Below are 26031 nucleotides of genomic sequence, written 5' to 3'. Positions count from 1 at the left end.
GCCATCGGGCGCCGTTCAGGTACATCAATCGAGCCTGAAGCGCAGCCCCAGCGCCAGCATGTTGTTGCGCAACCCGCCATTGCCCAGCTGCGCATCGTAGTTCAGGTACCAGCCCCAGCGGCTGTCGACCGTCGTACTCAAGCCCAGTCCCGCCCAGCCGCTGCTGCGCGCCAGCCCTATCCCCTGCACCGTGAAGCGCGCCGCCGGCGCTCCCACATACGCCGCCCCGAAATCCAGGCTGCCCTCGCTGAACGCATGCTGCCACGCCGCGTATGCCTGCAGCACACTCATGCCGCCAGCCCATTGGAAACGGCTCTCGCCGCGCACCCCCAGCAACCCCGCTGTTTGTTTGTAGACCTGGCTCTCGGCCGTCAAGCCGAACACTCCGCCGCTTTCCGTAAAACCGCCGCGCTTGAGACGGTCGTAGGCCAGGCCGGCATAGGGCGTCAGCCGCAGGTCCGCCGACAGCGGCAGTCCATAACCGCCCTCCATATAGGCCGACCACAGGCTATCGGTGTGGCTGGCGCCCAGGTCCTGCTCGGTATTGCCGATCAGCGCCGTGCGCGTCACCGTGCTGTCGATGCTGGCCACCCCGGCCCGGCCCGACACATAAGCGCCGCCGTCGCCGAAGCCATGACGGCCATACAGCGAGACGCCGGTACTGTGCCCCTTGCCCTGGCCGCCGAGGCGGTCGAAACTGGCCTTGCTGTCCGCATACGCCAGCGCCGCGCCGACGATGGTGTGTGTACCGAGCCGGGTATCGACGCCGAACTGCCCGCCCCATAACGACGTGTCGCCGCTGGCATAGCCGCTCTGGTTCAGCTTGCCCGAGGCGCCGATGGCGCTGACCCACAAGCCGGCGCCGTCCTGTCCTTCCGCCTGGTTGCCCAAAGCCGCCAGCCGATTGCCCAGGTCGCGATTCAATGTCTGCGACTGCTGGAAAGTGAGCGCCTGGGCCGAGGCGTGGATCTGTCCCGACAGGCTGTCGAGCACCTGTCCTGCCACCGCGACGCTGGCGCTCTTCTGCAGGGCAGCCGCACTGGCCAGGAATGTCCCGTTGGTCCCCGTCACCTTGCCGCTGGCGACCATCTGGTCCGCCGCCTGCAGTCCGGTCTCGAGGTTGGCTGCCGCATTATTGCGGGTGGCATCCCCTTTAAACGCAGCCGCAGCCATGGTGGCGACATTGGTGCGGCTGATATGCAGGTCCACTTCCCTGGCCTGGTAGGACAAGTTCGCCGCAATGAACACGCCCGGCGTAAAACTGACGCCATCGGCCTCGAAGCTGACCTCGCTGAACTGGCCGCTGACCCCGCCTGCTGCGGTGAGCACCTTGCCGCTCACCCCCACCTGCTGCGTTACATAGCCGGATGGATCCGTGCTGCCGCCGGGGGTGGTGGCGACCAGGTGCGAATTGCCCAGGATCGCCGCGCCGCCCACCGTCAAGCTGCTGTTGAGCTGGTTCGCCAGCACCGCCCCCGGCGTGGCGACGTAGTTGCCGGCGATGGTAAGGCCGGCACCGCTGTTGTCGACCCGGCCATTATTGTTGACATTGCCATGGATGCGGCCGCCATCGCCGCCTAGCCGGCCCAGTGCGCTGACATTGACGCTGGAAGCCACCGAGCCGGTGATGTTCAGCCTGCCGCCCAGCACATTGCTGGCGCCCTGGTAGGTATTGGCGCCGGCCAGGGTCAGTTGCCCGCTGCCGCTCTTGTTCAAGCCGGCGTCGCCGCCAATATCGTTCTTGAACACCGAGGAAACGTTATCGAAGGCGATGTTCACATTCGGCCCCAGCGCCAACCGTGCATCGAACAGCGCCGGGCCGTTGACCGCCTTGCTGGCGTTCAGCAAGCCCCAGCCGTAGGTGGCGGTATAGTGCATGTCGGTCGCCGTCGACAGGATGGTCTGGCGGATCAGGTCGGCGTTCATCCAGGGATAGGCCTGCTGCACCAGGGCTGCCGCGCCGCTCACCGCCGGCGCCGCAAACGAGGTGCCGAAGACCCGCGTGCCGCTGCTGCTGGAGATGAAATCGCCGGCCGCCGCCAGGCACCAGTTGGCGGCCACGCCGCAGCGGTTGGCGTAGCTGGAAATGACCCCCGGCACGGTATCGCTGGCGCTATAACCATTGCTGCCGCCGGCGGCGTTGACCGCGGTGACCGCCAGCCAGCCGCTTTGCAGATCGCCGAACAGGGATGGCAGGCTGGCGTTCAGATTCGGTTGCGCCGCGCCGTCATTGCCGGTGGACCAGATGAACAGTCCTTGCTGCGCCACATAGGGCTGGTACAAACCATGCAGGGCCAGCGCCTGGCCGACCGAGGCGCCGGTGGCGCTGATGCCGTTGGACTGGTTGAAGATCCGTACGCCCTTGGCGAACAGGTCCTGGTAGATCTGGTTATTGAGCAGCAGGCTATTGCCGGTGGTGCCGGCCGCCGCGGCCTGCACGAAGACGCCGGGAGCCACGCCCAGGGTACTGCCGGCCAGGGCCTGCGCCACTTCCGTGCCGTGCATGTTGCCGTTGGCGCCGCCGCTGCTGTAGACGGTCTTGCTGATGCGTCCGGCCAGCTGGGTATCGCTGACATCGAAGTCGGTATCGACCACGCCGACCGTGACACCGGCGCCGGTCATGCCCTGGGCGCGGGCGGCCTGGAGATTGCTGGGATCGAGTACGTTGAGCATCGGCGGCGGCAGCACTGGCGGCGTCACTACCGGCGGTGTGATGGCATTGCCGCTGTTGTTGTCAGGCGCGGGAGGCGTCACGACAGGCGGCGTGGTCGGCACCGCGGGAGCGGGAGGGCTCGGATTACTGCTGCCGCCTCCTCCGCCGCCGCAACCCGAAATCATGACCGATACAGCCATCGCGATCACCGACAATGAATATCCGGCAGACAGTTCCTTGTTCATAACATCCTCAGAATATTTGCTTCTATCATTGGCCAGGCAGGCCATCCGTTTACTGTATTAACGGACGTCGTCTGACTTTCTTGAACGGCAAATCACGAGTTTGTCGGGACTGTCTTTCTACATTTTTATTTCAAAATTCAGGTTTCCGGCGTCGCTCAAATAGCCGAGCCTCTCATCACCAGCCCAACCCAGTGCGACGTCGATTCGTCCACGCCCGGCGAATTTTTCCTGGCGCCGCCGGCCTTGCCGAGGGATGAGTTGTAAACCAGCTTGTTTGCGCGCCGCGCCAGCCTTTGCTTGATGCGCCCGGTCTGCTTGTCGCCATACGCCACGATCTCGTGGAACATGGATTTCAGCAACGGATCGTCGTACATGTCTTGCTCCAGCTGGCGCCAGACGTCGCACTCGTTCCATCGCCTGAAGCGCATATACGTGGTATTCCATTTGCCGAACTCGGCAGGCAGGCTGCGCCAGATGGATTTATTGCTGATGATCCAAAGCACTGCATCGATAAACAAGCGATTGTCCCGGCCCTTGGCGCCAGGATCGCCCTGCTTTCCTATCAACAAAGGCTCCAGTTTTTGCCATTGGCTATCTCTAAGTTTCATCTTTAATTTCCTGTCGTTGCCTACCCTGTCCTCACCTCAGACAAGTTCAGCGGAGTCAAACAAAGCCATGTCTGCGCTGCACATGAGTTTTTCTATATCGATCAGAATCAGCATGCGCTGCCCTACCGTGCCCAGGCCGCTGAGATATTCCGCCGACAAGGCTGCGCCGAATTCTGGAGGCGGCTTGATTTCATCGCGGCCCAAAGTCAGCACATCGGATACGCCATCCACCAATATGCCAACCACACGCTGGGCGACATTCAGGATGATCACAACGGTCTGGTGGTTGTACTGGATATTTTCGAGACGAAACTTGATGCGCAGGTCGACGATAGGTACGATGATGCCGCGCAGGTTGGTCACACCCTTGATGAATTCAGGTGCATGGGCAATCCGCGTCACCGCTTCGTAATCGCGGATTTCCTGCACTTTCAGGATGTCGATGCCGTACTCTTCGCTGCCCAGCGTGAACACCAGGAATTTCTGTCCTTCCGACTCATCCTGTCCAGCCAGGAGTTTATTGCGATCATTGTCCATTTGATTCCTCTTCTTTCAAGATGTCCTAAGCGGCTGCCAGCAGCGGCGCTTTCTCACGGCCGGTGCGCTGCAGCGCGCCGACATCGACAATCAGGGCGACGCTGCCATCGCCGAGGATGGTGGCGGCGGAAATTCCCGGGACTTTGCGATAGTTGGTTTCCAGGTTTTTCACCACCACCTGATGTTGTCCGACCAGCTGGTCCACCAGCAAAGCGAAACGTTTTCCCTCGCCGTGCAAAATCACCACGATGCCTTGGGTAGGATCGGTACGCGCGTCGGCCACGCTGAATACACGATGCAATTCCGTCAATGGCAGATACTCGCCGCGCACGTGCAGGACCTGTTCTTCATTGCTCACGGAATGGATGTCCGCGGCGCGCGGCTGCAGCGATTCGATCACGTAATTCAGAGGCAGGATGTAGACTTCATTGCCGACCTTGACCGACATGCCGTCCAGGATCGCCAGTGTCAGCGGCAATACGATCCTGGTGGTCGTGCCGTTGCCCTGGCGCGATACGATTTCGACATGGCCGCCCATTTCCTGGATATTGCGCTTGACCACATCCATGCCGACGCCCCGTCCCGAAACATCGGTGATTTTTTCAGCTGTGGAAAAACCGGGAGCAAAAATCAGCTGCCAGACTTCGTCGTCGCTGATCGTGTCGCTGATGGCCATGCCTTGCTGTATCGCCTTGGCCAGGATTTTTTCCCGGTTCAGGCCGGCGCCGTCATCGCTGACTTCAATCACGATATTGCCGCCCTGGTGCTGGGCCGACAACAGCAGCTCGCCGACCGGATCTTTGCCGGCGGCGATGCGCTGCTCAGGCTTTTCGATGCCATGGTCCAGGCTGTTGCGCACCAGATGGGTCAAGGGATCGATGATGCGTTCGATCAGGCTTTTGTCGAGTTCCGTGGCTTTGCCGAAAGTCACCAGCTGCACCTGCTTGCCAAGCTTGTCGGCCAAGTCCCTGACCAGGCGCGGAAAGCGGCTGAATACATAATCCATCTGCATCATGCGGATCGACATCACCGATTCCTGCAAATCGCGGGCGTTGCGTTCGAGCTGTCCCATGCCGTTCAGCAGGCGCTCATGCAGCACCGGATCCAGCGTCGCCGCGGTCTGCGCCAGCATCGACTGGGTGATCACCAGTTCTCCTACCAGGTTGATGATCTGGTCGACCTTTTCCACATCGACGCGAATCGAGCCGGATTCCTTGGCCGCCGGAGGTGCGACCGGAATGGCTGCCGCCGCGGCGGCTTTCGGCAATGCCGCGGCAGCGGCGATCGCAATCACCTTTGCCGGCGCCGATTCTGCAGCTACCGCCGCCACCGGCTCGGCTGGCGGCTGCGCCGCCGCTTCCTGCATGATATCAATCTGGTCGATGTCGATGATGAAACAGCACACGGCGATGATGTCGTCCGCCTCGCAGCTGGTTTCCAGCCACAAGGTCAGGCTGTCCTCGCCTTGCGTCTGCGCCACCACTTCGCCCAGGTTTTCCAGTTCCGCACTCAACAGCTTGCGGTCGCTCTCGGATATCCCGGAAAAACGCACCCGCAGCTGCGCGCCGCCGGCGGCAGCGGGCAATGGTGCAGCCGCCGGTGCTAAGGCAGGTGCCGCCGCAGCAACCTTGCCGCCGACGCCTGCGTTTTCCTCCTGCGCCAGTTGTTGCAGTACCGCGCAAATCCGCGCGACCATGTCGGGATCGGGTTCAGCGCCAGCCCGGTAAGCACTTATCTGTTCTTGTAGCACGTCTTTGGTTTCCAAAAAGGCGTCGATCATTTCCTTGCGCAGTCGTATTTCCTGATGACGGGCACGGTCCAGTAAATTTTCCAAAAGATGCGTGGTATCGGTCAGCGCAACAAAACCGAAGGTAGCGGCGCCGCCCTTGATCGAATGCGCAGCGCGGAATATGGCGTTCAAATGCTCGCTGTCGGGCGCGTCCATATCCAGCCCCAGCAGCAATTGCTCCATCTCAGCCAGCAGTTCGTCCGCTTCTTCAAAGAAGGTCTGGTAAAACTCGGTAATATCCATATCGTTCGTGATCTCCTTACTGCGTGCTCTGATTGTCGGCTTAGCGTTACTCGGTATCCAGCAAGCTGGCCACCACTTCCAGCAAGGTTGCAGGTTCTATCGGTTTTCTCAGCCAGCCGCTGGCGCCGGCCGCGCGCGCATCGGCTTTTTCGGCATCGCTGGCCTCGGTGGTAAGCACCAGGATCGGCGTCTCGCCATGATTTTCCATCTGCCGCAATGCACGAATCAGCTGGTGGCCGCCCATCGCCGGCATATTCCAGTCTGTCAGCACCAGGTCGACCGCTGCAATGCGGGCTTGCTGCATGGCCGCTTCGCCGTCCGCCGCCAGCAGGACCTGGTAGTTGTCCTCGGCCAGGGCTGCTTCAATCAGCTTGCGCATGACGGCTGAGTCATCCACCACCAATATTGTCTTAGTCCTCATATGGCCTCTGTATCATGGCTTTGCCGCCCCAGGAAGCCTGGGCGCGCTGTCCCGCAACTGGCTGGCGCTGTCCTTCTGTCCGTCGAGCTTGATGCCGGCGTTGCTGCCGCTGCTGTTTTCCTGTTCGATCTGCGCCTGCGCGCGCCGGTTCAGCACCACGATGCTGATGCGCCGGTTGACCGGATCCAGCGGGTCAGCCTTGTTCAAATCCATGGTCGACGCCACGCCCATCACGCGCAGCACCTTTTGCTCCGCCATGCCGCCGCCGATCAGTTCGCGGCGCGATGCATTCGCCCTGTCGGCCGACAACTCCCAGTTGCTGTAATACTTGGAACCGAGCACATAAGGGGTCGCATCGGTGTGCCCGGCCAGGGTGATCTTGTTCGGCAATTCATTGAGCACCGGCCCGATTTCGCGCAGGATGGTGCTCATGTATGGCTGCACCTTGGCGCTGGACAGGTCGAACATCGGCCGGTTGCGGTTATCCACGATCTGGATCCGCAATCCTTCGCTGGTGATGTCAATCAGCAACTGCGGCCGGAACTGCTTGAGCACCGGATTCGCATCGATCACCTGCTCCAGCCGTTTCTTCAGCGACTTCAACCGTTCGGCATCGGCGGTATCCGGATTGCTGCGCTTGTCGTCACCGTCCACCTGGGTAAAATCGGTGCCGCCGCCAGGAATCACGCTGCTGCTGGTGCTGCTTTTTTCACCGCCGCTGATGGCAACCTTGAGCGGCATCTTGAAGTACTCGGCAATGCCCTCCCGCTGCTTGGGAGAAGAAATCGACAGCAGCCACATCACCAGGAAAAACGCCATCATCGCCGTCATGAAATCGGCGTAGGCGATTTTCCAGCTGCCGCCATGCGCCTGATGCTTGGCGGCAGTTACCCGCCTGACGACAATCCGCTGCTTGACCTTGCTCATGCCGCCTCCGCCCCGGGCCGGCGGACATTATCGGCTTTTGACTTGGCGCACATGGTCATCCAGCTCCGTGAACGAAGGGCGTTCGGTCGAGTACAGCACCTTGCGGCCGAATTCCACCGCCAGCTGCGGCGCATAGCCGTTCAGGTTAGCCAGCAGGGTGACCTTGATGCACTGGTACACCTTCACCGATTCCGCTACCTGGTGCTCGATCAGCGTCGCCAATGGCGACACGAATCCATAAGCCAGCAAGATCCCCAGGAAAGTGCCCACCATCGCATGCGCAATCAGTTCGCCCATTTCCGACGGCGGCAGGTTGGCCGATGCCAGCGCATGCACCACGCCCATCACCGCCGCCACGATGCCGAACGCAGGCAAGGCGTCGCCGACCTTGGCCAGGCTGTGCGCAGGCACTTCAGCTTCGTGCTTGTAGGTTTCTATTTCATGATCCATCAGCGATTCGATTTCAAACGCATCCATATTGCCGCTGACAATCAGGCGCAGGTAGTCCGTAAGGAATTCGATCACGCGCGGGTCGTGCTGCACCAGCGGATACTGGACGAAGATGGGGCTGTTCAAGGGATCGTCGATATCCGCTTCCAGCGCCAGCATGCCGTCTTTGCGAGCCTTCGCCAGCAACACGTAGAGCAAGGCCATCAGCTCCATGTACAAGGCTTTGTCGTGCTTGGAACTGCGCAGCAGTTTCGGCAATTCCCTGACGGTGGCCATGATGGCCTTGCCATCGTTGCCGACCACAAAAGCGCCGACCCCGGCGCCGCCGATCATCAGCAATTCGACCGGCTGGAACAGCACGCCGAGATGACCGCCCATCATGGCATAACCGCCAAACACAGAAGCTATAACGACGATATAGCCAACAAAAACTAGCACTTTTGATTCCCCTTGAAATAAATCTTATGCAGCCATAGCCAATGCTGCCGCCGCCAAGCTCAGGCCAGGCCGCCTTTGGCAAGGCCCGCAACCCGCCGGACCCGAGGCAGTGGCACATATTCACGCGCCTGGACAAGATCGGTTTCGGATACAGCCGGGGAACTCAGCTTGCGTGTCTTGCCGGCGCGCGACGGCGGCCGGCACAAGACGCAGACGAAACCGTTCTGCAGGTCATGGGCATGGGCGACGAAGTGGCCGTTGCAGCGGCTGCAGCTGCTTAGCTGCAGCATGCCGCTGTCGAAGAAACGCGTCAGCGTCCAGGCCCGCGTGAAGTCGAGCACCGGCTTGCCGCCTTGTCGTTCGACCTGCTCCAGGTAGAGCCGGTAGCTCTTGACCACCGCAACGATCTGCTGGCCGTCGCCATGCGCCAGCATGAAACGGTAGATGTTGTAGAACATCGATGAATGGATATTCGACAGCCAGGTCATGAACCAGTCGGTGGAAAACGGCAGCAATCCCTTGGGCGGCGAAATGCCTTTGATTTCCTTGTACAGTTTGATCAGGCGGTCGCGGCTCAAGGAGGTTTCCGATTCCAGGAACTGCAGGCGCGCGCCGAGCTTGATCAGGTCGATGGCGAGCTGGATTTCCTGGGCTTCCAGGATCACGCTTTTGTTAGTAGCCATGGTTGCCGGCCCCGCTAGCGACAACCGTTGCGGCGCAAGAATCACAAAAATCACAAGAATCAGGCCGTTTCATCGGATGCCTTCCAGCGGTTGTCCCGCCAGCAGGATGGAGGCATGCGCCTGTTGCAAGGCGTGGTCTTTGTCGGTATGCGTCAAAGATGAAAGAATCGCGTGATCGTCGAACCGGAAACGGCACAACAAGAGGCTGGATGCCGCCAGCTTCACCACCTGCGATAAAGATAGGTTGCCGAGCAGCTCGGCCAGTTCGCGGCTCAATCCCATACGAAACATGGCTGTCGCTTTATCCTCGCGCAACAGACGTTGTGCCAGCAGCAGATAAGACAGATTGACTTCGCTTATCTCGTTTACAAATCCATTACTGTCCATGCTTTCCCCCAGACTGAAACTACTTATGAATGTTTACGGCAATTGGTGAGCAATCTTTTAGTTTTTGTCTTGTCCGCTGCTTCTAGGCAATTATGAAATGTTTCAAAAAAGAAAATAAGTCGGTAAGGTTCTCGATATGGATGAAATATTTGGCTGAATCGATGTAGGCATTGTTCCTACGTCAGCACCGCATTGCACGGCAGCCAGGGGGAAGCGACGAAGAAGGGAGTGCTATAGCGGCTTTGCCAGGGGCATTGCGCGGCTTGCATTGAGCTGCAAAGCCAGCCGTTCCAGCGCATTTTGCAAACGGCTGTAAGCGTCTTCCATAGACTCCGACGGGTTATTGCGCGATTGGTTCTCGATTTCTGCCGCGGCTTGCGAAATTTCTTTCAGCTGCAATACCGCGGCGGCGCCGCGCAAGCCGTGCGCGATGCCCGCCGTCTCCGCCCATCGCTGGTTTTTAATGCTGAGCTTGAGGCTGGCCAGCTGCAGGTAACCGAACTGCAGCAGGTCGGTCAGCAAATCGTCGGGCGCGGCGGGTGTTACGGCGGGCATTTTTTGCGCAACTATCGGCGCCAGCGTTTGCCGCAGCTGCGCGCGGCTGATGGGCTTGGTCAGGATGGCGGTGCAATCCAGGCCTCTCGATTCACGCTGCAGGTAGTCGAGCGACATGCCGCTATACAGGATCATCGGGATCGCCGGCAGAGCCGATGCGTCGGCTTCCCAGCGCCTGACCCGGTGCAGCAGTTCGACCCCGGTCATGTCTTCCAGCACGTAGTCGGTGATGACCGCCACCGGCCTGGTATGCGTCAGCCACTGTAAAGCTTCGGCGCCGGTGGCGACCAGCTCGCTCTGCCAGCCTTCGGCCGCCAGCTGCGCCTGCAGCATGCGGCGATTGATTGGATGGTCTTCAACCACAAGAATTAACGCGGAACGCATCGTCGCCTCCTAGGGCCTGTGGACATTCAATTTGGGAGTGCGAACGCGCTGCAGGCGTTACAGGCCTAGGCGCAACGACGCGACGTAGCGGTGCTACGGCAAGGAGTTGCAACAACGGCATGTAACGCCTGCAGCCGTTCCCGAAGGGTTCAAACCAAAACGTGCGCTGGCGGCGTTGCATGGCTTGCTGGGGCACCAGCCCCAGCAAGCCACGCGCCTTGCCAGCACACGTTTTGGTTTGAACGCATCTTCCAAATTGAATGTCCACAGGCCCTAGACAAGGAGAAGATATCCTGTTTGGGCGTTGACCATGGGGAGCAGCAAACCGGCCGAAAATGCGCTGACTGCAATATTGGCCGCAATCTCGGGCATTGCCGCGTCAGGTACGAGCGCCGTAACGACATCATCGGCATCCAGTGTAGCAAACCCGCGATCCGCCATGGATGGGACGCGCTCAGCGCGCATTCAACGGAATGCTGAGATTGACCACGGTGCCGACGCCCACCTCGGAATCGATGCGGATGCTGCCGCGGATCAGGTCGGTAAACTCTTTGGCCAGCGACAACCCCAGGCCCAGGCCGCGGCTGCGGCCGGCGCGCACCGATTCTGCCTGGTAGAAGTATTCGAACAGATGTTTCAGCTCGCCTTTGGCGATGCCGGGACCGGTATCGAGCACCCTGATCTTGAGCTTGTCCCTGAAGGTAGTCACTTCCATCGTGACGCCGCCGGTAACGGTGAATTTAACGGCATTATCCAGCATGTTGTTGAGTATCTGCGACAACCTGACGCGATCGCACAGGAAATTGCCCGGCAAATCCGGCGCCAGCCGCATCTGGAAACCCAGGCCCTTCTTGACGGCATTGATTCTGTGCATGGAGCCGATGTATTCGAAATAGCCCAGCGTATCGATATTTTCGTGGAATATCACGACCCTGCCGGCTTCAATGCGCGCCAGGTCAAACAAGGTGTTCAGCAAGCCGTGCAGGTAAATCGCGCTCTGATGGATCAGGTCGCCGAACTCGCGGCTCTGCGGATCGCTGCTGGTGTCCCGCACCAGCTCGGAATAGCCGTGGACGCCGCTCAAAGGCGTGCGCAACTCATGCACCACCGTTGCCAGGAAACGGGACTTCCGCTTGTTGGCATCGCTGGCGCGGCGGCGCAAGGTGTCGTATTTGCGCACCACTTCGTATTGCCGCTTGATGGTGCGGTAGGCCAGGCTCATCAACAGCAGGATCAGCAAGGTCGGCACGCAGGCGTACATGACATATCCCATCAGCTTGGGACTTTCCTGTCCCGGCAGCGGCTCCGGGTCGGGCAGTTTCACCGACAGTAGCAGCGGATAAGGCTCCAGCTTGCGCGACACCCACGAATGCTGGTCGTCAAGCGCCTTCTGGTCGGCGAACGGCTGGCTCTTGCTCAGTTCGCTGTCGTCCAGCTCCATCACCGTTTCATCGATCCGGCGCAAGATCATTCTTTCGCTGGCCGGCGGTCCGTCGGCGGCAATGCCGTCGCTGCCAACCACCTGCCGTTCGCCGGCGCGGATCCGGTCCAGGCTCGCATACAAGGCCGGCAGCCTGTCTACCGGAAATTCCAGTTCGACGATGCCGGCGAAATCGCCGTTGGAAGAAAAGATGCGGCGCGCCACATGCATCATCCATTGGCCGCTGCCGGGCAATTTGCGCGGACGGGCAAAACGCAAGGCGTCATCCAGGTGGTCGCGCTGGGCAACATACAGTTCATTGCCGCTCCAGTCGACAGCCGCCGCCGGCTTGGTCGATGCCAGCAGGCGCCCGCTCTGGCCCACCACGTTCAGCTGCGTATATAAACCGCCGAATATCTTTGTATAGCGCAGCAGGTCGATTTTTCCGTCGGCCATCTGGAAATCGTCGCGCACCAGCCGCAGCAAGCGGTCGCGTTCGTCTATGGAACGCAGCAGCCGCTGGGTGAAGTCGCGCACTACGATGGTGTGGCTGAGCTGTATGGTTTTGACATCGCGCTCGTAATCGGAACCGATCTGGTAACCGGCATACAGCCAGACGTAGCCGATGACCAGGATCGCAGTTACTGTAATCGCGTAGACAAGGCGCATGAAACGCGAGCCGCAGAAAATGCTGTCCGTCTTTGAAGCGGCTAGCAGGCGGCGCCAGGCAGAGGTAAATCTTTGCATTACGATGGGCATACAATCTATTGGAAACTGTGACGGATATTACCGCCACAATACGTGAAGCCCGCTGGCGGCCATGGTGTCAGCACCGGCACAACTTAACGTATCCGCTATTATCCAGCATCGTAGAACGCCGTCACCTGTCAATTTGTGCTAACCAGGACAGGCCGGCCGCCGGCATGATGCTCTTCTGGCATGTCCCGCAATGCTGCAGCTTCGGCCAAATCTTGTCTTTCCTGCATGCCTGGATAGGCTTGCCCGGCCGGCTTCTCCAGCTGAAAGATGCTGACCGCCTGCAGCAATTCCCCCGCCTGTTCCTGCAAGCTGTGTGCAGCGGCGGCGGCCTGCTCCACCAGCGCCGCATTCTGCTGCGTGGCCTGGTCCATTTGTCCCACCGCCTGGTTGACCTGGTCGATGCCGCTACTCTGCTGCTCGCTGGCGGCGGCGATTTCGGCCATGATGTCGACCACGCGCCGGATCGACGCAACGATTTCGCTCATCGCGGCGCCAGCTGCGTCAACCTGCCTGCCGCCGGCGTCCACCTTGTCGACCGAGGCGCCGATCAAGACCTTGATATCCTTGGCGGCGACCGCCGAACGCTGCGCCAGGTTGCGCACCTCGGCAGCCACCACTGCAAAACCCCGCCCCTGTTCGCCGGCGCGCGCCGCTTCCACCGCAGCGTTCAGCGCCAGTATGTTTGTCTGAAAAGCAATGCCGTCGATGACGCCTATGATGTCGCTGATCTGATGCGAACTGTCCCTGATCAGCGCCATGGTGGCAACTACCTCGGACACCATTTGCCCGCCGCTCAGCGCTGTCGACGCGGCATTTTCTGCCAGCTGGTTGGCTTGCCGCGCATTGTCGGCATTTTGCCTTACGGTTGAAGTCAGTTGTTCCATCGATGCCGCGGTCTGCTCCAGGCTGGCGGCCTGCTCCTCGGTGCGGCTGGACAGATCCTGGTTGCCCGCAGCGATCTGGCGCGAGGCGGCGACGATGCTTTCGGTGCCGTTGCGCACCCGGCTGACCGTATCGCGCAAGGCAAGGATCATCTCCTTGATACCCTGCAGCAGCTGCCCGGTTTCATCCCTGCCCTTGACCTCGATGCTGGCGCTCAGGTCGCCTTGCGCCACCCGTTGCGCCACGGCGACTGCCGCATGCAGCGGCTTGACGATGCCGCCGGTCAGACGCCAGGCAAACGCTGCGCCGAGAAGGATCGCCAAGGCGCCGAACGCAACCAGCAGGTTGCGGCCGGAACGATAGTTGGCGGCGATATCCAGCGCGGCGTCATCGATTGCCTGGCGTTGCGCATCGACGAACTTCTGCAGCTTGCCCAGGTATTCCTTGCGCGCCGGGTCCAGGTCTTTCTCGATCATGGCCACCGCGCTTTCGGCACTGCCGTACTGGCGCGTGGTCAGCACGGTATCCCGCATTTCGGTATAGGCGGCGCGCGCCGCGGCGATCTCTCCCAACGCTCGCCGGCCCTGGTCGTCGGACAATCCATGCAGCTTGGTTTGCAGTACCGATGCGCGCTCGGATGTCGCACTCATTTCGGACTGGAAGATCTTCTGGGTTTTACTGTCGTCGCTGCGCACCACCGCCATCGTGCGCACTGCATTGACTGCCACCGCATCCTGCCATTCGGCCGCCAGCCGTTCCCGCACCAGGACTTGCGACACCATGGTGTCGACCGCGGCGCCGGTCTGCTGCAAACGCCAGATGCCTATTCCTGTAATGGCTACCGCCAGCAGCAATATGGCTGTAAATCCGACGCCCAGCCGGACTCCTATTCTTGTATTTGTAAAATTCATGTCCCCTCCATTTTCAGCGGTCCGGCGGTCCGGCGGTCCGGCAGCCCTGGCGGCTAGGTGCTCAGGCGGTCAGCTTGTTGATCAGGCCGATCTCATCGCTGGACATCAGCTTGTCGATATCCAGCAGGATCAGCATGCGGTCGTCGAGCGTGCCAAGGCCTATCAGGTAATCGGTGTTGAGGACCGTGCCCATTTCCGGCGCCGGCTTGATCTGCTGGCTCGACAGGGTGATGACATCGGACACGCCATCGACCACCATGCCTACGGTGCGCTGGCCAAGATGGAGGATGACGACCACGGTAAACTGGTCATAACTGGAGGCAGCAAGGTTGAACTTGATGCGCATGTCGATGATGGGCGTGATCACCCCGCGCAGGTTGACCACGCCTTTCAGGAAATCGGGCGCGTTGGCGATCTGGGTGACATTGTCGTAACCGCGCAGCTCCTGCACCTTGAGGATATCGATGCCGTACTCCTCCTTGCCCAGGGTGAAAGTCAGGAATTCCTGGCCCGCAACTTCGTGCTGGACAGTGGAACGGCGTATCTGGGTCGGCGTTTGAGCGGCAAGCGTCATGGACTTGATCCTTGAGAATTGAAATGCACCTGTCGCGCCGAACCGAACAAATCCGGCTTGCACAGCACTTTAGGTGACTCAATATAAACAGGAGCAAGCGCTATCGATATAGCGAAAAGGACTTGAAACAGCCCTCTATTCGAGCAAACCGTGCTCGATGGCGTAGCGGGTCAGTTCGGCATTGGTGCGCACGCCCATTTTCTCGAACACGCGGGAACGATAGACGCTGACGGTCTTGGGGCTGATGGAGAGGTTTTTTGCAATCTCGGTACGGGTCTGGCCCGAAGCGATCATGCGCACGGTCTGGAATTCGCGGTTGGACAATTGTTCGTGCGGCATCATGTCATCTTCTTCGATGACATGGTTGGCCAATGATTCCGCCAGCCCTTTGCTGATGTACTTGCGGCCGCGCGCAACCACCCGCACCGCTTCCACCAGTTCATCCGGTGCGCCGTCCTTGGTCAGGTAGGAAGCCGCGCCGGCCTTCAAGGCGCGCACCGCAAACTGTTCCGGGCCATGGCTGCTCAATACCATGATGCGCAGCATCGGTTCGCGCTTCTTGAGCAGGTGCAGGATTTCGATGCCGTCTTTGCCCGGCATCGATATATCCAGCAGCAGGACATCGCACGGCTGCTCCCTCAGGATATCGGTAATGCCGTTGTAGTCGCTGGCTTCGCCGATCACGACGATACCCGGGCTGGCATCCAGGATGTGCTGCAGCCCGCGCCTGACAATGCGATGATCATCAGCGATCAATACCCGAATCGGTGATGCAACTTTCATTTCCATGACTCTTTGAACAATCTCATTTCACAACCGAGGACTGCGCATTATCGATCTGCTGCCGGGTCCGCACAATACGGGAGCGCGACTATATCAATAATATGCACACATTTTGCTCCGGTGCAGATGAGCGATATCAAATGATTAATATCTGCATGCACTATCGCGACATTCACGCAGGCGCCGACCGCTCCTGCTCATTTTCCAAGCTGTACACCCAGGCCAGCAACTCGGCTACCGCCAGATAAAGCTGCGGCGGGACCTGCTGGTCGAGGTCGACGTGCATCAGCAACTTCACCAGGTCGGGCGACGCATGCACATACAAACCGTGCTCGCGCGCCTTTTGCATGATGGCCTCGGCCACGGCGCCGTAACCTTTTGCCACCACCAGCGGCGCCTGGTCCTGATGCGCGCGTGATAACGCTACCACGCTTTTACGGCCTGAGCCCTCAGTTTCCACTGCTGTCCGCCTGCTTGCCGTTGCTAGCTGCCGGTCCCGCGCCAATTTGCCGTGCGGGAGCCGTCCTGCATACAAAAAACATTACTCTAATACAATTATTTGTTTTTGTTGTCATTTTTTGTATCCAATGGGTTATCCAAGCCGGCTTGTGGCAATTGCACCACTTGTAAACCGCTCAAATGCAGGCCGGCCGCCGAGAATCGCTGCTGCAGTTGCGCACTGGCGGCCTGCATGGAACCGAGCGTGGTCGCCTCGGCCGCACGCAGGTCGGCGCGCCAGCTGTGGTTCGCCAGGCTCAGGCGCAATTCGATGCCGCCGAGCCGGGGCAAGGTCATGCTCAGACAAGTACTCCAGCTGCGCGGTGCGCTATCGTCGGGCTGGCGCCGCCCTTGCTCTGTAATTTCCCATTCCATGCCCGCGTCCGGCCAGGCTTCGCCGCTCCAGCGGAATTGCGACAGCGCCAGCAACTCAAGCTGCTGGCGCACCAGAGGGACCGCTTCGGCAGCGATGTTAGCCGTGACATGGCTGGCAGTGGGAGTAGTGGCAGCTTCTGCATCGGCTGCTGCCGATGGCAGGACCAGCTTCGCCTGCGGCTCGTGCTGCAGCTGGGCCAGCGAGCGTTCGCCGGTGAAAAATTGCAATAGGTGGGATTCATAAAACAGGCCGCTGCCGGCAACGCTGCGCGCCAGGGCAGCCGCCAGTTGCTGTGGTTCCGGTCCCGATACCGGTCCCGATCTCGGTGCGGCTGTGGCCGGCCACAGCGGTGCGCTGCCGCTTACCGCCTCGCCCTTCATCGGCGTCGCCCCCAGCAGTTCGCTGATGACGCGCGCCGCCGCGCTCAAGCTGGCGCCGTCAGCAGCGCCCTGCGCCAGCCTGGGATTGCCCTGCAGCGCCGGCTGGCCAGGATCGATCCCGAGCTGCCGGCCGACTGCCGCGCGTGACGGCAACCGGGTATCGTTCGCAATCGCTTCGATGTCGGTGATCAGGGGGGTGCCGCCGCTCATGATGCATGGCTCGGGTTACTGGCCGTAAGCATGGTTGAGATGCTGCTGTCGATGCATGTTGCCCAGCAAGCTGCTCAACTGCGCCAGCTCCGGCGTCAGGATATCGCGGATTTTTGCGTCGTCGGCCAGGATCCGGCTCAGCAGGCTGTGCTTGCGCACCAGCTGCAACGGCTCCAGGGGTTCCGCCAGCTCGATTCCCTTCAAGCGCTCAACCCAGGAACGGAACTGCAGTCCCAGTTGCACCAGGCCATCCCAGTCGCCGGCGCGCGCCGATTCCAGCATGCGGCCGGTCAGCGGCGCGATCTTTTCGTAGCATTCCATCAGTTCATGTTGGGGCGTCATCTTATCCCCTTGCCGAAAGATCGTTGGTCAGCGCGCCGTTTGGGGCGCCACTGATGTCGCGCCAGGCCGAAGCGATGTTTTCCAGCAGCCGGTCAGCCTCCTCCAGCAAGGCAGGATCGTTACGCAGGTTGGCGTACAGCAGGCGCTGGTTGATGTAGTCGTACAGCGCCGACAGGTTGGCCGCCAGCTCGGCGCCGGCGCTGCCGCCAGCCTCGGCATCTAGGCTGGCCTTGAGGCCGCTGTCGATGATGCTGACCGCTTTCGAAATGGCGTTGCCTTTGGCGACAACATCGCCGCTCGCCATATGGTGGCGCGCCATGCTGATGGCAGCTTTGGCGCCATCGAACAACATGGTCAGCAGCTGCTGCGGCGACGCGCTCATGACCGCGCTTTCGATGCCGACCCGGGCGTAGGCGCGAGCGCCAGAATTGAGCATGGGCGCGGCGGCAGAAGATGTATACATGAAACCTCGTCTTATTTTGAACTGGTGTCGTTGAGAGCTGCAAATTGCTGGGTCAGGTAGCTGCTGGTCTGGTTCATGCCGGCGATCAGCGTATCCAGATCCGTAAATTGCTTGGTATAGCGCGCAATCGTTGTGCTGATCAGCGACTGCGTGCTGGTCATCTGCGTCGCCAGCGTTTTCAAGGAACTGTTCAAACCGTCGGTTGCCGACTTCAATGGCCCGTTGCTGGCTGTGAAGCCGGTGAGCAAGGTCGACATCGTGGAGCCGAAGCCGGTAGTGCCGGAAGTGCTGGAAAACAGGTTCTGCACGCCGCTCAGGTTGGTGGTGAGCGCGCCGGTCAGCTTGGTCGAATCGATTGCCATGGTGCCGTCAGCCTGGAACGTCACGCCGATCTGCGCCAGCATGGTCAAGGATGCGCCGCTGCCGCTGGCGGGTTGCGGTGTGTTCATGGTGTCGCGGATGCGGGTCTGGATATTGCGCAAGGTCGCGTCGCCGGTCAGCGGCGCCTGCGTCTGCGCTGCCGTATTGAAAGCCGTGTATTGCTTGGTAAGCGTCTGCAGGCTGTTATAGGTAGTGACAAAATTCGAAATCGCAGCTTGCACGGTTGCCGTATTGCTCTGTAACGACAAGCTGCTGGCGCCGGTGCCGGTCAGCGTCATGGTCACGCCCTGCACTGCTTCCTTGACGGTATTGCTGGCGCTGGTGACAGCGATGCCGTTGACCGTCATCTGCGCATTCTTGCCTTCCACGGTCTGCTGCAGGTTTTGCGTGCCGGCAGGATCGTTCGACAGCAGGTTGGACAATGCCGCATCGCCGCTGACGCTGATCTTCATGGTGGAAGTCGCGCCAGTCTGGGTGGAAGTCAGGACCAGGCGGTTCGGGGTGTTGCTGCCGTCGTTGACAATAGAAGCCGTAACGCCAAGGGCCTTGTTTTTATTGATGGCGTCACGGATTCCCGCCATCGTATTGTTGCTCGAATCGATAGTGATGGAAGCTGCGGCGCGCGTACTGTCCGCGGTAAACGTCGCGCCGCTGTATTTACCGGAAGCCGGGTCCAGCGTGCCGCCCGAGATGCTGCCGAATTGCAGGGTGACCGTGCCGCTGCCGACAGCCGCGGTAGTGCTGGCGAGGCCCGCAGTCGCCAGCGACTGCGCCTGCGCCAGCTGGCTGACGTTGATCGCGTAGTTTCCTATGCCTGCGGCAGTCGTCGCAGTCGCGCTCAGCACCGAGGCGGTGCCGGCAGTCGCCGTGACATTCTGGAACAGCGCGGGATTGCCCAGCTGCGCGGCCGCCGCCTGCAATGTGCTCAGGGCATTCTGTATGGTGCCGTAAGCCGACAGCTTGGCGTTATACGCGCTCTGCTGGTTGCTCATGGCGGTGAGCGGCTGGTTTTCGGAAACGGTAATGCTGCTTAGCAGGGTAGCCAGCGGCAATCCTGATGCCGCTCCCAGGTTGGTAACTAAAGTCATCTCAATTCCTTTGCATTGAATATCGTTTTCGGCCGGGTAACTGCTACGCCGTTTTTTCCAGCAACACACCCTTCATCTGGTCCATGACCTTTGCGATCCGCACCACTTCTTCGCTGGGAATCTGCAAGACCACCTTGCCGTCCTGCTGGTCCACCACCTTCAGGATCACATCCTTGTAGCCAGGATCGATCTGGAACTGCACGCTTACGGCCCTCAGCTGCAACTGGCGATTGATATCGTCGATCCTGCTTTGAATCTGCGACCGTTCGGGCACGCCTGCCAACTTGCCGCCACCGGTTTCCGGCACTTTGTTGATAACCACGCCGGTGTGCCCGGCGGCTTTCTCATTCGTTGCGGCGGCGTTAACTGCGTTCTCGGCCGGCGCGGCCCTGCTTGCAGCATCCATGTTGATCGCATTCGACATCACATCCTCTTCCGGCTGTACCTGTCCGCTCGGGTCTATCGGACCAAACCCGACTGGACAAAACATCATGGAACCAGGGGCAGCCGCAGAAACAGCCACCCCTGGAATTGGCTAACCCCGCAAACGCCTTGGAGCGGCGTCTGCGGAATCGGCTCATTGCTTATTGCAGCAATGTCAAAACGCTTTGTGTCGACTGATTCGCCTTCGCCAGCACCGAAGTGCCTGCCTGTTGCAGAATCTGCGCGCGTGTCATGTTCGACACTTCGGTCGCGTAGTCTGCGTCCTGGATGCCCGAACGCGAGGAAGACAGGTTGGTCACTGTGGTGCCCAGGTTAGCGATGGTCGAAGCAAAACGGTTCTGTACCGCACCCAGCGAGCTGCGCAGGCTGTCGACTTGCGACAGGGCGCTGTCGATTGCAGTCAACGGGCTGCCGCTGGCGGCCGTCAGCGCTTTCGACGAATCGTACGTGACAGTCGCTGTCGGCGTAGCGGCAGTCGCGCCTTGGGTTGCATCGGCAACGGTCACGGTGGCAGCGTAGTAGTTAGCGCCGTTCTTGACATAGCTATTGCCGCGCGCATCTGTAAACAGATCGGTAAGGGCCGCAGTAAAAGCTGTGCCGCTGGTGTCGCGGTTGACGGCGGTAAAGCCGGCGGCGACAACAGCAGTCGAGGCGCCGGTATTGTCCTTGCCGGTAGGAGTCATGGCCGTTGTCGCGCCGGTAGGACCAGCCAGGTTCAGAGCATTCAGCTTCAAGGAAGTCGAATCGATCTTTTGCAGGCCGATGCCGATAGTCTGGCCGTCATTCGCGCCAACCTGGATATTCAGGGTCTGGTTAGACGCCAGCACCTTGACGCCATTGAAGTCGGTTTGCGAAGAAGTACGGTCGATTTCGTTCAGGCGTTGTGTAATTTCGTCCTGGATCGATTGCAGATCGCTGGAAGAATTGGTGCCGCTGGCGGCTTGCACCGACAGTTCACGGATACGCTGCAGGTTGTTGTTGACTTCAGTCAGCGCGCCTTCAGTGGTTTGCGCCAGCGAGATGCCGTCGTTGGCGTTGCGCGATGCTTGTGTCAGGCCGGTGATGTTGGCGGTGAAGCGATTCGCAATTGCCTGGCCCGCAGCGTCGTCCTTGGCGCTGTTGATGCGCATGCCGGAAGACAGGCGCTGGATGGCCGAGCTCAGCGAAGACGCCGATTTGGTGAGGTTGTTTTGCGCTACCAGCGAAAGAATATTGGTATTGATGACAGACATGGCATGACTCCTGTTGCTAAAGTTTATGGGTTCCGGCTAAGCCGCCGTAACGCTGGACTCGCTCCCGGCCAAACAACAACCGGGATAAGCAAGCCACCGTTATTCAGGTTATCGGCAGTTGCCTGGAAAACATTTAGGGCCTGCCGCAAAATAAAGCAGGACCGCCCTAGGCGCTCAACAGACCGCCCAAGCTCTGCCGAGCCTGGTCGAGGTCGACGTAATAACAGCCGAAATGATTGATGACGCCGTCCGGCCCTTGCACGCTGCGGCTGAACACCACCCTCAAGTCCACCAGCAGCCGGCCGGAAGAACGGAAATCCAGCACCGCCGCCGGCAGCACCGTGCCCACCGGCAGCGCCTGCAGCGATACATAAGCCGAGCGCAAGCCGATGCCGCGCGCGCTCAAATCATGGACATCGAGCACAAAATCGTTGCCGTCGCGCCGCTTGGCGCGCACTACGCAGGCTTCGACCGGCTGCACGCCGATGCGGATAAACTTCTGGTGCGGAAAATACGCAATGCAGGTAGGCAGCGCCGCCGCTAGCGCCGTCGGCCACGGGCTGACGCTGTTGCGCGCTGCGCTGGTCACAAAACGTACCCCCGCTCCGTCCAGTGCGCCGTCAAAACACAGCAGGTCGCCCGGCAGGTAATGCGCCCCGCTGCCATCGGCGTCGCCGGCGTGGATAAAGATGTCATGCGCCAGCGCCACCGCCACCAGGCGCGTGGCGACACTCTCGCCGCCGCCCAGCTGGCGCATGGTCATGCTGCTGTTCTGACGCTCCAGTTCGCGCAAAATACTTTCGATATCGGCCGCGTCCTGCAACAGATAACTGGCGCCTTGTTCCAAACAAGCTTGTTCCAAAACCGACTTTCAGGCAGGCATATTCATGATTTCCTGATAAGCGGCAACCACCCGGTTACGCACTTGCAGTCCCATCTGGAAGCCGACATTCGCCTTTTGCAGATCAATCATCACGTCGTTCAGCGACACGCCGGGCTTGCCTAGCTCGAATGCTTCAGCCTGGCCGACCGCATGCTGCTGGCTGTTGCTGATGCGCTCCAGCGATTTTTTCATCTCGTCGGCGAAACCCCCGCCGGCGATGCCGCTACTTGCCGCGGCGCCGCTGCCGGCGATTTGCGCCGTCGCCGTCAATTGCTGTAATACCGATTCGATCGCCGATATCGCCATATTCCACCTCTTTTTCCATTTTTTTGAATTCTCGCTATCGCGCTGGAGTTCGGCCCAGGTGCCGCCCGCTCCTGCCGATAACGTTTCACTGCTGACAGGCAGCGTAACAGCAATGATTTTTTTACATAGCGGCAAATGATGGGGAAAACCCCGGCTATTCAAGCGATCGAAATAAGCGCCAGCCGTTGACAATCATTAGCGTCGACACAAGCCGTCCTCGATTGATCCGGCTTACCTTTGTTGACATCTGTTATCCCATTCTAAGGAAAGCTTGTGTCAGATATACAGAAGCGCATAGCGAACACCAGTAACGGTTACAGCCTGTGGTCATCCGGGGTGGCCGCATGAATGCTGCCGTAACCGGCGCCAACCTCGCCGGCGACAGGAAACTGCCGCTGCTGGAGCAGCTGCGCGCCAATCCAAAGCTGCCGCTGATCATCGGCGCCTCGTTCGCGCTGGCGGCTATCGCCGCATTCTGGCTGTGGAGCCGGGCGCCTGACTATCGCGTCCTGTACAGCAACCTGTCGGACCGCGATGGCGGGGCCATCATCGCCTCGCTGCAGCAGATGAACATCCCCTACAAGTTCGCCGACGGCGGCGGCGCCGTGCTGGTCGCAGCCGACCAGGTCCACGAAGCGCGCTTGCGGCTGGCGTCGCAGGGATTGCCCAAGGGCGGCTCGGTCGGTTTCGAGCTGATGGATAACCAGAAGTTCGGCGTCAGCCAGTTTGCCGAGCAGGTCAACTACCAGCGCGCACTGGAAGGCGAACTAGCGCGTTCGATAGAATCGATTTCGGCGGTGGAAGCGGCACGAGTCCACCTGGCCCTGCCCAAACCCTCGCTGTTTGTGCGCGACCAGCAGAAACCCAGCGCCTCGGTGGTGCTCACCCTGCACCACGGACGCTCCATCGACGACGGCCAGGTCAGCGCCATAGCCCACCTGGTGTCGAGCAGCGTGCCGGAACTGAACGCCAAGAACGTCACGATAGTCGACCAGAGCGGCAACCTGCTCTCCACCCCCGCCACCGGCAATCGCGGCCTGGATGCCAGCCAGCTCAAGTATGCACAGGAAATAGAACAGAGTTATATCCGCCGTATCGAAGCCATCCTGCAGCCGATAGTCGGCGCCAGCAACGTACGTGCACAGGTCGCCGCAGACATCGATTTCTCGACGGTCGAACATACCGACGAAAAATACAGTCCCAACCAGGATCCGGCCAAGGCCGCCATCCGCAGCCAGCAATCGAGCGACGCCAACCAGCAGGGAGCAAGCCCGCCGGGCGGCGTTCCTGGAGCCTTGTCGAACCAGCCGCCAATCAATCCGACCGCGCCTATCAGCACGGCTCCGGCCAACCAGCCGGGAACGGCCGCCACACAGGCCAATCCGGCTGCGGCAGCCGCTGGCGCAAATGCTGCCAGCAACATCGCCAGCAACGCTACGCGAAGCGGCGGCTCCAGCAACGTGCGGCGCGACGTCACCACCAACTACGAGGTGGACCGCTCGATCAGCCACGTGCAGCAAGCCGCCGGCGCGGTCAAACGGCTGTCGGTCGCAGTGGTGGTGAATTACCGCGGCGCGGCCAATGCCCAGGGCAAGGTAACCGCGCAGGCGCTGCCGGCGGCCGAAATGGAGCAGGTAAAAAACCTGGTCAAGCAGGCAATGGGCTACAGCGCCGACCGCGGCGATTCGCTGAACGTGGTGAATAGCCAGTTTGCCGGCGACGCGCCGGAGCCGGAACTGCCGCTGTGGCGCCAGGCCGGCAATATCGAACTGGCCAAGAGCGCAGGCAAGTATCTGCTGCTGGCCGTTGTCGCCCTCTGGCTCTGGTTTGGCCTGCTGCGGCCGCTGCTGCGCAAATACCTGCAAGGGCCGCAAGGCGCCGGATCGGCGGCAGCTGCGGCAACCATCAAGGCTGCCGAAGAACAGTCGCCCGAGCAGGTCAAGCTGAACGAAGAAGCAAGGCAGCGCCAGGCTGACCGCCATCAGGACAACCTGCAGCACGCACAGAGCCTGGCCGAGAAAGATCCGCGCCTGGTCGCCATGGTAATCAAGAACTGGATGGGCAACAATGAGTGACGACGGAACCAGAAAAAGCGCCATCCTGCTGATGTCGCTGGGCGAGGACGGCGCTGCCGCCGTGTTCCAGCACCTGAATCCGCAGGATGTGCAGAAGCTCGGCATGGCGATGTCCAAGCTGCGCCAGGTGACGCGCGAACAGATCACCGAGGTGATGGAAGAGTTCCGCCTTGAAACAGAGCAGTTCTCTGCGCTCAACCTGGATTCCAGCGGCTACATACGGGCCGTCCTCAACAAGGCGCTGGGCAGCGACCGCGCGGCCAGCCTGATCGAAGATATCCTGGAATCCGGCAACAATTCCACCAACGGCATCGATACCCTGAACTGGCTGGAAGCCAACGAAGTAGCCGAACTGATTCGCGACGAACATCCGCAGATCATCGCCACCCTGCTGGTGCACCTGGACCGCAGCAAGGCATCCGAAGTGCTGGAACTGTTCACCGAACGCCTGCGGCACGATGTGATCCTGCGCGTCGCCACCTTCGGCGGCGTGCAGCCGGCGGCGCTCAGCGAACTGACCGATGTGCTGTCCGGCCTGCTGTCTGGCCAGGGCGTCAAGCGCAGCCGCCTGGGCGGCGTCAGGGCCGCAGCGGAAATCCTCAACCTGATGAGCAGCAGCCAGGAAGAAAGCGTGATCCAGCACGTGCGCGAACACGACGGCGACCTGGCGCAACGCATCATCGACGAAATGTTCCTGTTCGAAAACCTGCTGGAAATCGAAGACCGCGGCATCCAGCTGCTGCTCAAGGAAGTCGAATCGGAATCCCTCATCATCGCACTCAAGGGAGCGGCGCCGGAACTGCGCGAAAAATTCCTGCGCAACATGTCGCAGCGCGCCGCCGAAATGCTGCGCGAAGACCTGGAAGTGCGCGGTCCGGTCAGGGTTTCGCAAGTCGAGAGCGAGCAGAAAAACATCCTGCAGATCGTCAGGCGCCTGGCGGATTCCGGCGAAATCGTGATCGGCGGCCAGGGCAACGATGCTTATGTCTGATGCCGCTCAAGCCGATAGCCGCCGGCGCCAGCCAAAACCTCAGATGAGCGCCTGGCAGCGCTGGGAAATGGCGGACATGCAGCTGGCGACCGGCACTGCCGATGCAGAAGCGCCGGCAGCGCTCGTGGCCGAGCCGGCTCTGGTCGAGCTGGAACCGAAACTGCTGATCGACGAAATCGAATTGCAGCGCCTGCGCCAACAGGCGCAAGAGGACGGCGCCAGCGCAGGCCTGCGGCAAGGCCACGCCGAGGGCTGGCAGGAAGGTTACCGGGCCGGGCTGGAAACCGCACAAAACGAAGCCGGTAGCCTGCGCGCATTGAGCCTTGCCATGCCTGATGCCTTGCGCCAGGCGGAAAAAGAACTGGCCGACGATCTGCTGACGCTGGCGCTGGATATCGCGCAGCAGGTGGTGCGCCAGGCATTGGCGGTAGAACCGCAACTGATCCTGGCAGCGGTGCGCGAGCTGCTGCAGACAGAACCGGCGCTGAGCGGTACGCCGCGCCTGTTATTGCATGCCGACGATATGGCGCTGGTGCAGCAATACCTGGCGGAGGATCTGCAAGCCGCCGGCTGGCTGTTGCGCAGCGACCCGGCCATCGCACGCGGCGGCTGCCGGGTGCAAGCCAGCAGCGGCGAGCTGGACGCCACCATGGAAACCCGCTGGCAGCGGGTAGCGGCTGCACTTGGCCGTACTCGACCGCAGCCAGGTTAAT

Annotated in this window: 26 protein-coding genes; 3 read left to right on the top strand and 23 right to left on the bottom strand. The window is 60.7% G+C overall.

The window, feature by feature from the left end; all coding sequences use genetic code 11:
- Positions 1-24: 24 nt before the first annotated feature.
- The 23 genes from CFter6_RS05970 to fliE all read right to left on the bottom strand — a co-directional run bounded on the left by CFter6_RS05970 (position 25) and on the right by fliE (position 22252).
- Positions 25-2898 carry an autotransporter serine protease gene (locus CFter6_RS05970; protein ID WP_236904553.1) on the bottom strand — a complete coding sequence of 958 codons (2874 nt, stop codon included), beginning with the start codon at positions 2896-2898 and terminating at the stop codon, positions 25-27.
- Between the two features lie 155 nt (positions 2899-3053).
- Positions 3054-3506 carry a transposase gene (locus CFter6_RS05965; protein WP_082814623.1) on the bottom strand — a complete coding sequence of 151 codons (453 nt, stop codon included), beginning with the start codon at positions 3504-3506 and terminating at the stop codon, positions 3054-3056.
- 36 nt (positions 3507-3542) lie between these two features.
- Complete coding sequence (locus CFter6_RS05960) at positions 3543-4043, bottom strand: chemotaxis protein CheW (RefSeq protein WP_061539144.1); 501 nt, start codon at positions 4041-4043, stop codon at positions 3543-3545.
- 25 nt (positions 4044-4068) lie between these two features.
- The gene (gene cheA, locus CFter6_RS05955; protein WP_082814622.1) at positions 4069-6075 is read right to left on the bottom strand and encodes a chemotaxis protein CheA; all 2007 of its coding nucleotides are present in this window, start codon (positions 6073-6075) and stop codon (positions 4069-4071) included.
- A gap of 46 nt (positions 6076-6121) precedes the next feature.
- Positions 6122-6496, bottom strand: a complete 375-nt coding sequence (locus tag CFter6_RS05950; protein WP_061539142.1) for a response regulator — start codon at positions 6494-6496, stop codon at positions 6122-6124.
- A 12-nt stretch (positions 6497-6508) separates the two neighbouring features.
- Positions 6509-7423 (bottom strand): flagellar motor protein MotB, encoded by a 915-nt coding sequence (gene motB, locus CFter6_RS05945; protein ID WP_061539141.1) that lies wholly within the window; start codon positions 7421-7423, stop codon positions 6509-6511.
- Positions 7424-7450: 27 nt separating this feature from the next.
- Positions 7451-8311 carry a flagellar motor stator protein MotA gene (gene motA / locus CFter6_RS05940; protein WP_014004967.1) on the bottom strand — a complete coding sequence of 287 codons (861 nt, stop codon included), beginning with the start codon at positions 8309-8311 and terminating at the stop codon, positions 7451-7453.
- A 59-nt stretch (positions 8312-8370) separates the two neighbouring features.
- Positions 8371-8994, bottom strand: a complete 624-nt coding sequence (gene flhC / locus CFter6_RS05935) for a flagellar transcriptional regulator FlhC (protein WP_061539140.1) — start codon at positions 8992-8994, stop codon at positions 8371-8373.
- Between the two features lie 69 nt (positions 8995-9063).
- Complete coding sequence (gene flhD, locus CFter6_RS05930) at positions 9064-9381, bottom strand: flagellar transcriptional regulator FlhD (protein WP_014004965.1); 318 nt, start codon at positions 9379-9381, stop codon at positions 9064-9066.
- Positions 9382-9612: 231 nt separating this feature from the next.
- Complete coding sequence (locus tag CFter6_RS05925; RefSeq protein ID WP_082814621.1) at positions 9613-10320, bottom strand: Hpt domain-containing response regulator; 708 nt, start codon at positions 10318-10320, stop codon at positions 9613-9615.
- 454 nt (positions 10321-10774) lie between these two features.
- Positions 10775-12409, bottom strand: coding sequence for a sensor histidine kinase (locus CFter6_RS05915; protein WP_167351363.1), 1635 nt, complete (start codon positions 12407-12409; stop codon positions 10775-10777).
- A gap of 218 nt (positions 12410-12627) precedes the next feature.
- Positions 12628-14292, bottom strand: coding sequence for a methyl-accepting chemotaxis protein (locus CFter6_RS05910; RefSeq protein ID WP_061539136.1), 1665 nt, complete (start codon positions 14290-14292; stop codon positions 12628-12630).
- 61 nt (positions 14293-14353) lie between these two features.
- A complete protein-coding gene (locus CFter6_RS05905) occupies positions 14354-14866 on the bottom strand; it encodes a chemotaxis protein CheW (protein ID WP_061539135.1) in 513 nt (170 codons plus the stop codon).
- A gap of 135 nt (positions 14867-15001) precedes the next feature.
- The gene (locus CFter6_RS05900) at positions 15002-15649 is read right to left on the bottom strand and encodes a response regulator (protein ID WP_061542230.1); all 648 of its coding nucleotides are present in this window, start codon (positions 15647-15649) and stop codon (positions 15002-15004) included.
- 172 nt (positions 15650-15821) lie between these two features.
- Positions 15822-16109 carry an EscU/YscU/HrcU family type III secretion system export apparatus switch protein gene (locus CFter6_RS05895; protein WP_061539134.1) on the bottom strand — a complete coding sequence of 96 codons (288 nt, stop codon included), beginning with the start codon at positions 16107-16109 and terminating at the stop codon, positions 15822-15824.
- 95 nt (positions 16110-16204) lie between these two features.
- A complete protein-coding gene (fliK, locus tag CFter6_RS05890; RefSeq protein ID WP_061539133.1) occupies positions 16205-17113 on the bottom strand; it encodes a flagellar hook-length control protein FliK in 909 nt (302 codons plus the stop codon).
- A 15-nt stretch (positions 17114-17128) separates the two neighbouring features.
- The gene (locus tag CFter6_RS05885) at positions 17129-17455 is read right to left on the bottom strand and encodes a flagellar protein FliT (RefSeq protein ID WP_061539132.1); all 327 of its coding nucleotides are present in this window, start codon (positions 17453-17455) and stop codon (positions 17129-17131) included.
- A gap of 1 nt (position 17456) precedes the next feature.
- Entirely contained in the window at positions 17457-17918 is a 462-nt protein-coding gene (fliS, locus tag CFter6_RS05880) for a flagellar export chaperone FliS (protein ID WP_061539131.1), read from the bottom strand.
- Between the two features lie 11 nt (positions 17919-17929).
- Positions 17930-19387 carry a flagellar filament capping protein FliD gene (gene fliD, locus CFter6_RS05875; RefSeq protein WP_061539130.1) on the bottom strand — a complete coding sequence of 486 codons (1458 nt, stop codon included), beginning with the start codon at positions 19385-19387 and terminating at the stop codon, positions 17930-17932.
- A gap of 43 nt (positions 19388-19430) precedes the next feature.
- Positions 19431-19811: a flagellar protein FlaG gene (locus CFter6_RS05870; RefSeq protein ID WP_061539129.1), complete on the bottom strand. Its 381-nt coding sequence runs from the start codon at positions 19809-19811 to the stop codon at positions 19431-19433.
- Between the two features lie 160 nt (positions 19812-19971).
- Positions 19972-21063, bottom strand: a complete 1092-nt coding sequence (locus tag CFter6_RS05865; protein ID WP_061539128.1) for a FliC/FljB family flagellin — start codon at positions 21061-21063, stop codon at positions 19972-19974.
- A 166-nt stretch (positions 21064-21229) separates the two neighbouring features.
- A complete protein-coding gene (locus tag CFter6_RS05860) occupies positions 21230-21910 on the bottom strand; it encodes a flagellar regulator YcgR PilZN domain-containing protein (RefSeq protein ID WP_167351362.1) in 681 nt (226 codons plus the stop codon).
- A gap of 24 nt (positions 21911-21934) precedes the next feature.
- Positions 21935-22252, bottom strand: coding sequence for a flagellar hook-basal body complex protein FliE (fliE, locus tag CFter6_RS05855; RefSeq protein WP_061539126.1), 318 nt, complete (start codon positions 22250-22252; stop codon positions 21935-21937).
- A gap of 344 nt (positions 22253-22596) precedes the next feature.
- Here fliE and fliF point away from each other — a divergent pair, with 344 nt between their 5' ends.
- Genes fliF through fliH form a run of 3 tightly spaced genes read left to right on the top strand, consistent with a single transcriptional unit; the run spans position 22597 to position 26030 of the window.
- A complete protein-coding gene (fliF, locus tag CFter6_RS05850) occupies positions 22597-24327 on the top strand; it encodes a flagellar basal-body MS-ring/collar protein FliF (RefSeq protein ID WP_061539125.1) in 1731 nt (576 codons plus the stop codon).
- Positions 24320-25318 carry a flagellar motor switch protein FliG gene (gene fliG / locus CFter6_RS05845; RefSeq protein ID WP_061539124.1) on the top strand — a complete coding sequence of 333 codons (999 nt, stop codon included), beginning with the start codon at positions 24320-24322 and terminating at the stop codon, positions 25316-25318. Before fliF ends, fliG begins: the two co-directional genes overlap by 8 nt.
- Positions 25311-26030 carry a flagellar assembly protein FliH gene (fliH, locus tag CFter6_RS05840; protein WP_236904552.1) on the top strand — a complete coding sequence of 240 codons (720 nt, stop codon included), beginning with the start codon at positions 25311-25313 and terminating at the stop codon, positions 26028-26030. Before fliG ends, fliH begins: the two co-directional genes overlap by 8 nt.
- Position 26031: the final 1 nt, after the last annotated feature.

The organism is Collimonas fungivorans (assembly GCF_001584145.1).
In the GTDB taxonomy this organism is placed as follows: Bacteria; Pseudomonadota; Gammaproteobacteria; order Burkholderiales; family Burkholderiaceae_D; genus Collimonas; species Collimonas fungivorans.
This window is presented reverse-complemented; position numbering and strand designations above follow the sequence as displayed.

Coding starts and splice junctions, on each gene's coding strand:
- fliH (WP_236904552.1), top strand. CDS start 25,311: ATGTCTGATGCCGCTCAAGCCGATAGCCGCCGGCGCCAGCCAAAACCT.
- flhD (WP_014004965.1), bottom strand. CDS start 9,381: ATGGACAGTAATGGATTTGTAAACGAGATAAGCGAAGTCAATCTGTCT.
- cheA (WP_082814622.1), bottom strand. CDS start 6,075: ATGGATATTACCGAGTTTTACCAGACCTTCTTTGAAGAAGCGGACGAA.
- CFter6_RS05900 (WP_061542230.1), bottom strand. CDS start 15,649: ATGAAAGTTGCATCACCGATTCGGGTATTGATCGCTGATGATCATCGC.
- CFter6_RS05950 (WP_061539142.1), bottom strand. CDS start 6,496: ATGAGGACTAAGACAATATTGGTGGTGGATGACTCAGCCGTCATGCGC.
- CFter6_RS05915 (WP_167351363.1), bottom strand. CDS start 12,409: ATGCGCCTTGTCTACGCGATTACAGTAACTGCGATCCTGGTCATCGGC.
- CFter6_RS05965 (WP_082814623.1), bottom strand. CDS start 3,506: ATGAAACTTAGAGATAGCCAATGGCAAAAACTGGAGCCTTTGTTGATA.
- CFter6_RS05960 (WP_061539144.1), bottom strand. CDS start 4,043: ATGGACAATGATCGCAATAAACTCCTGGCTGGACAGGATGAGTCGGAA.
- fliE (WP_061539126.1), bottom strand. CDS start 22,252: ATGGCGATATCGGCGATCGAATCGGTATTACAGCAATTGACGGCGACG.
- fliF (WP_061539125.1), top strand. CDS start 22,597: ATGAATGCTGCCGTAACCGGCGCCAACCTCGCCGGCGACAGGAAACTG.
- CFter6_RS05905 (WP_061539135.1), bottom strand. CDS start 14,866: ATGACGCTTGCCGCTCAAACGCCGACCCAGATACGCCGTTCCACTGTC.
- CFter6_RS05865 (WP_061539128.1), bottom strand. CDS start 21,063: ATGTCTGTCATCAATACCAATATTCTTTCGCTGGTAGCGCAAAACAAC.
- fliD (WP_061539130.1), bottom strand. CDS start 19,387: ATGACTTTAGTTACCAACCTGGGAGCGGCATCAGGATTGCCGCTGGCT.
- fliS (WP_061539131.1), bottom strand. CDS start 17,918: ATGTATACATCTTCTGCCGCCGCGCCCATGCTCAATTCTGGCGCTCGC.
- fliK (WP_061539133.1), bottom strand. CDS start 17,113: ATGAGCGGCGGCACCCCCCTGATCACCGACATCGAAGCGATTGCGAAC.
- CFter6_RS05885 (WP_061539132.1), bottom strand. CDS start 17,455: ATGACGCCCCAACATGAACTGATGGAATGCTACGAAAAGATCGCGCCG.
- CFter6_RS05870 (WP_061539129.1), bottom strand. CDS start 19,811: ATGTCGAATGCGATCAACATGGATGCTGCAAGCAGGGCCGCGCCGGCC.
- CFter6_RS05970 (WP_236904553.1), bottom strand. CDS start 2,898: ATGAACAAGGAACTGTCTGCCGGATATTCATTGTCGGTGATCGCGATG.
- CFter6_RS05925 (WP_082814621.1), bottom strand. CDS start 10,320: ATGCGTTCCGCGTTAATTCTTGTGGTTGAAGACCATCCAATCAATCGC.
- CFter6_RS05910 (WP_061539136.1), bottom strand. CDS start 14,292: ATGAATTTTACAAATACAAGAATAGGAGTCCGGCTGGGCGTCGGATTT.
- motB (WP_061539141.1), bottom strand. CDS start 7,423: ATGAGCAAGGTCAAGCAGCGGATTGTCGTCAGGCGGGTAACTGCCGCC.
- fliG (WP_061539124.1), top strand. CDS start 24,320: ATGAGTGACGACGGAACCAGAAAAAGCGCCATCCTGCTGATGTCGCTG.
- flhC (WP_061539140.1), bottom strand. CDS start 8,994: ATGGCTACTAACAAAAGCGTGATCCTGGAAGCCCAGGAAATCCAGCTC.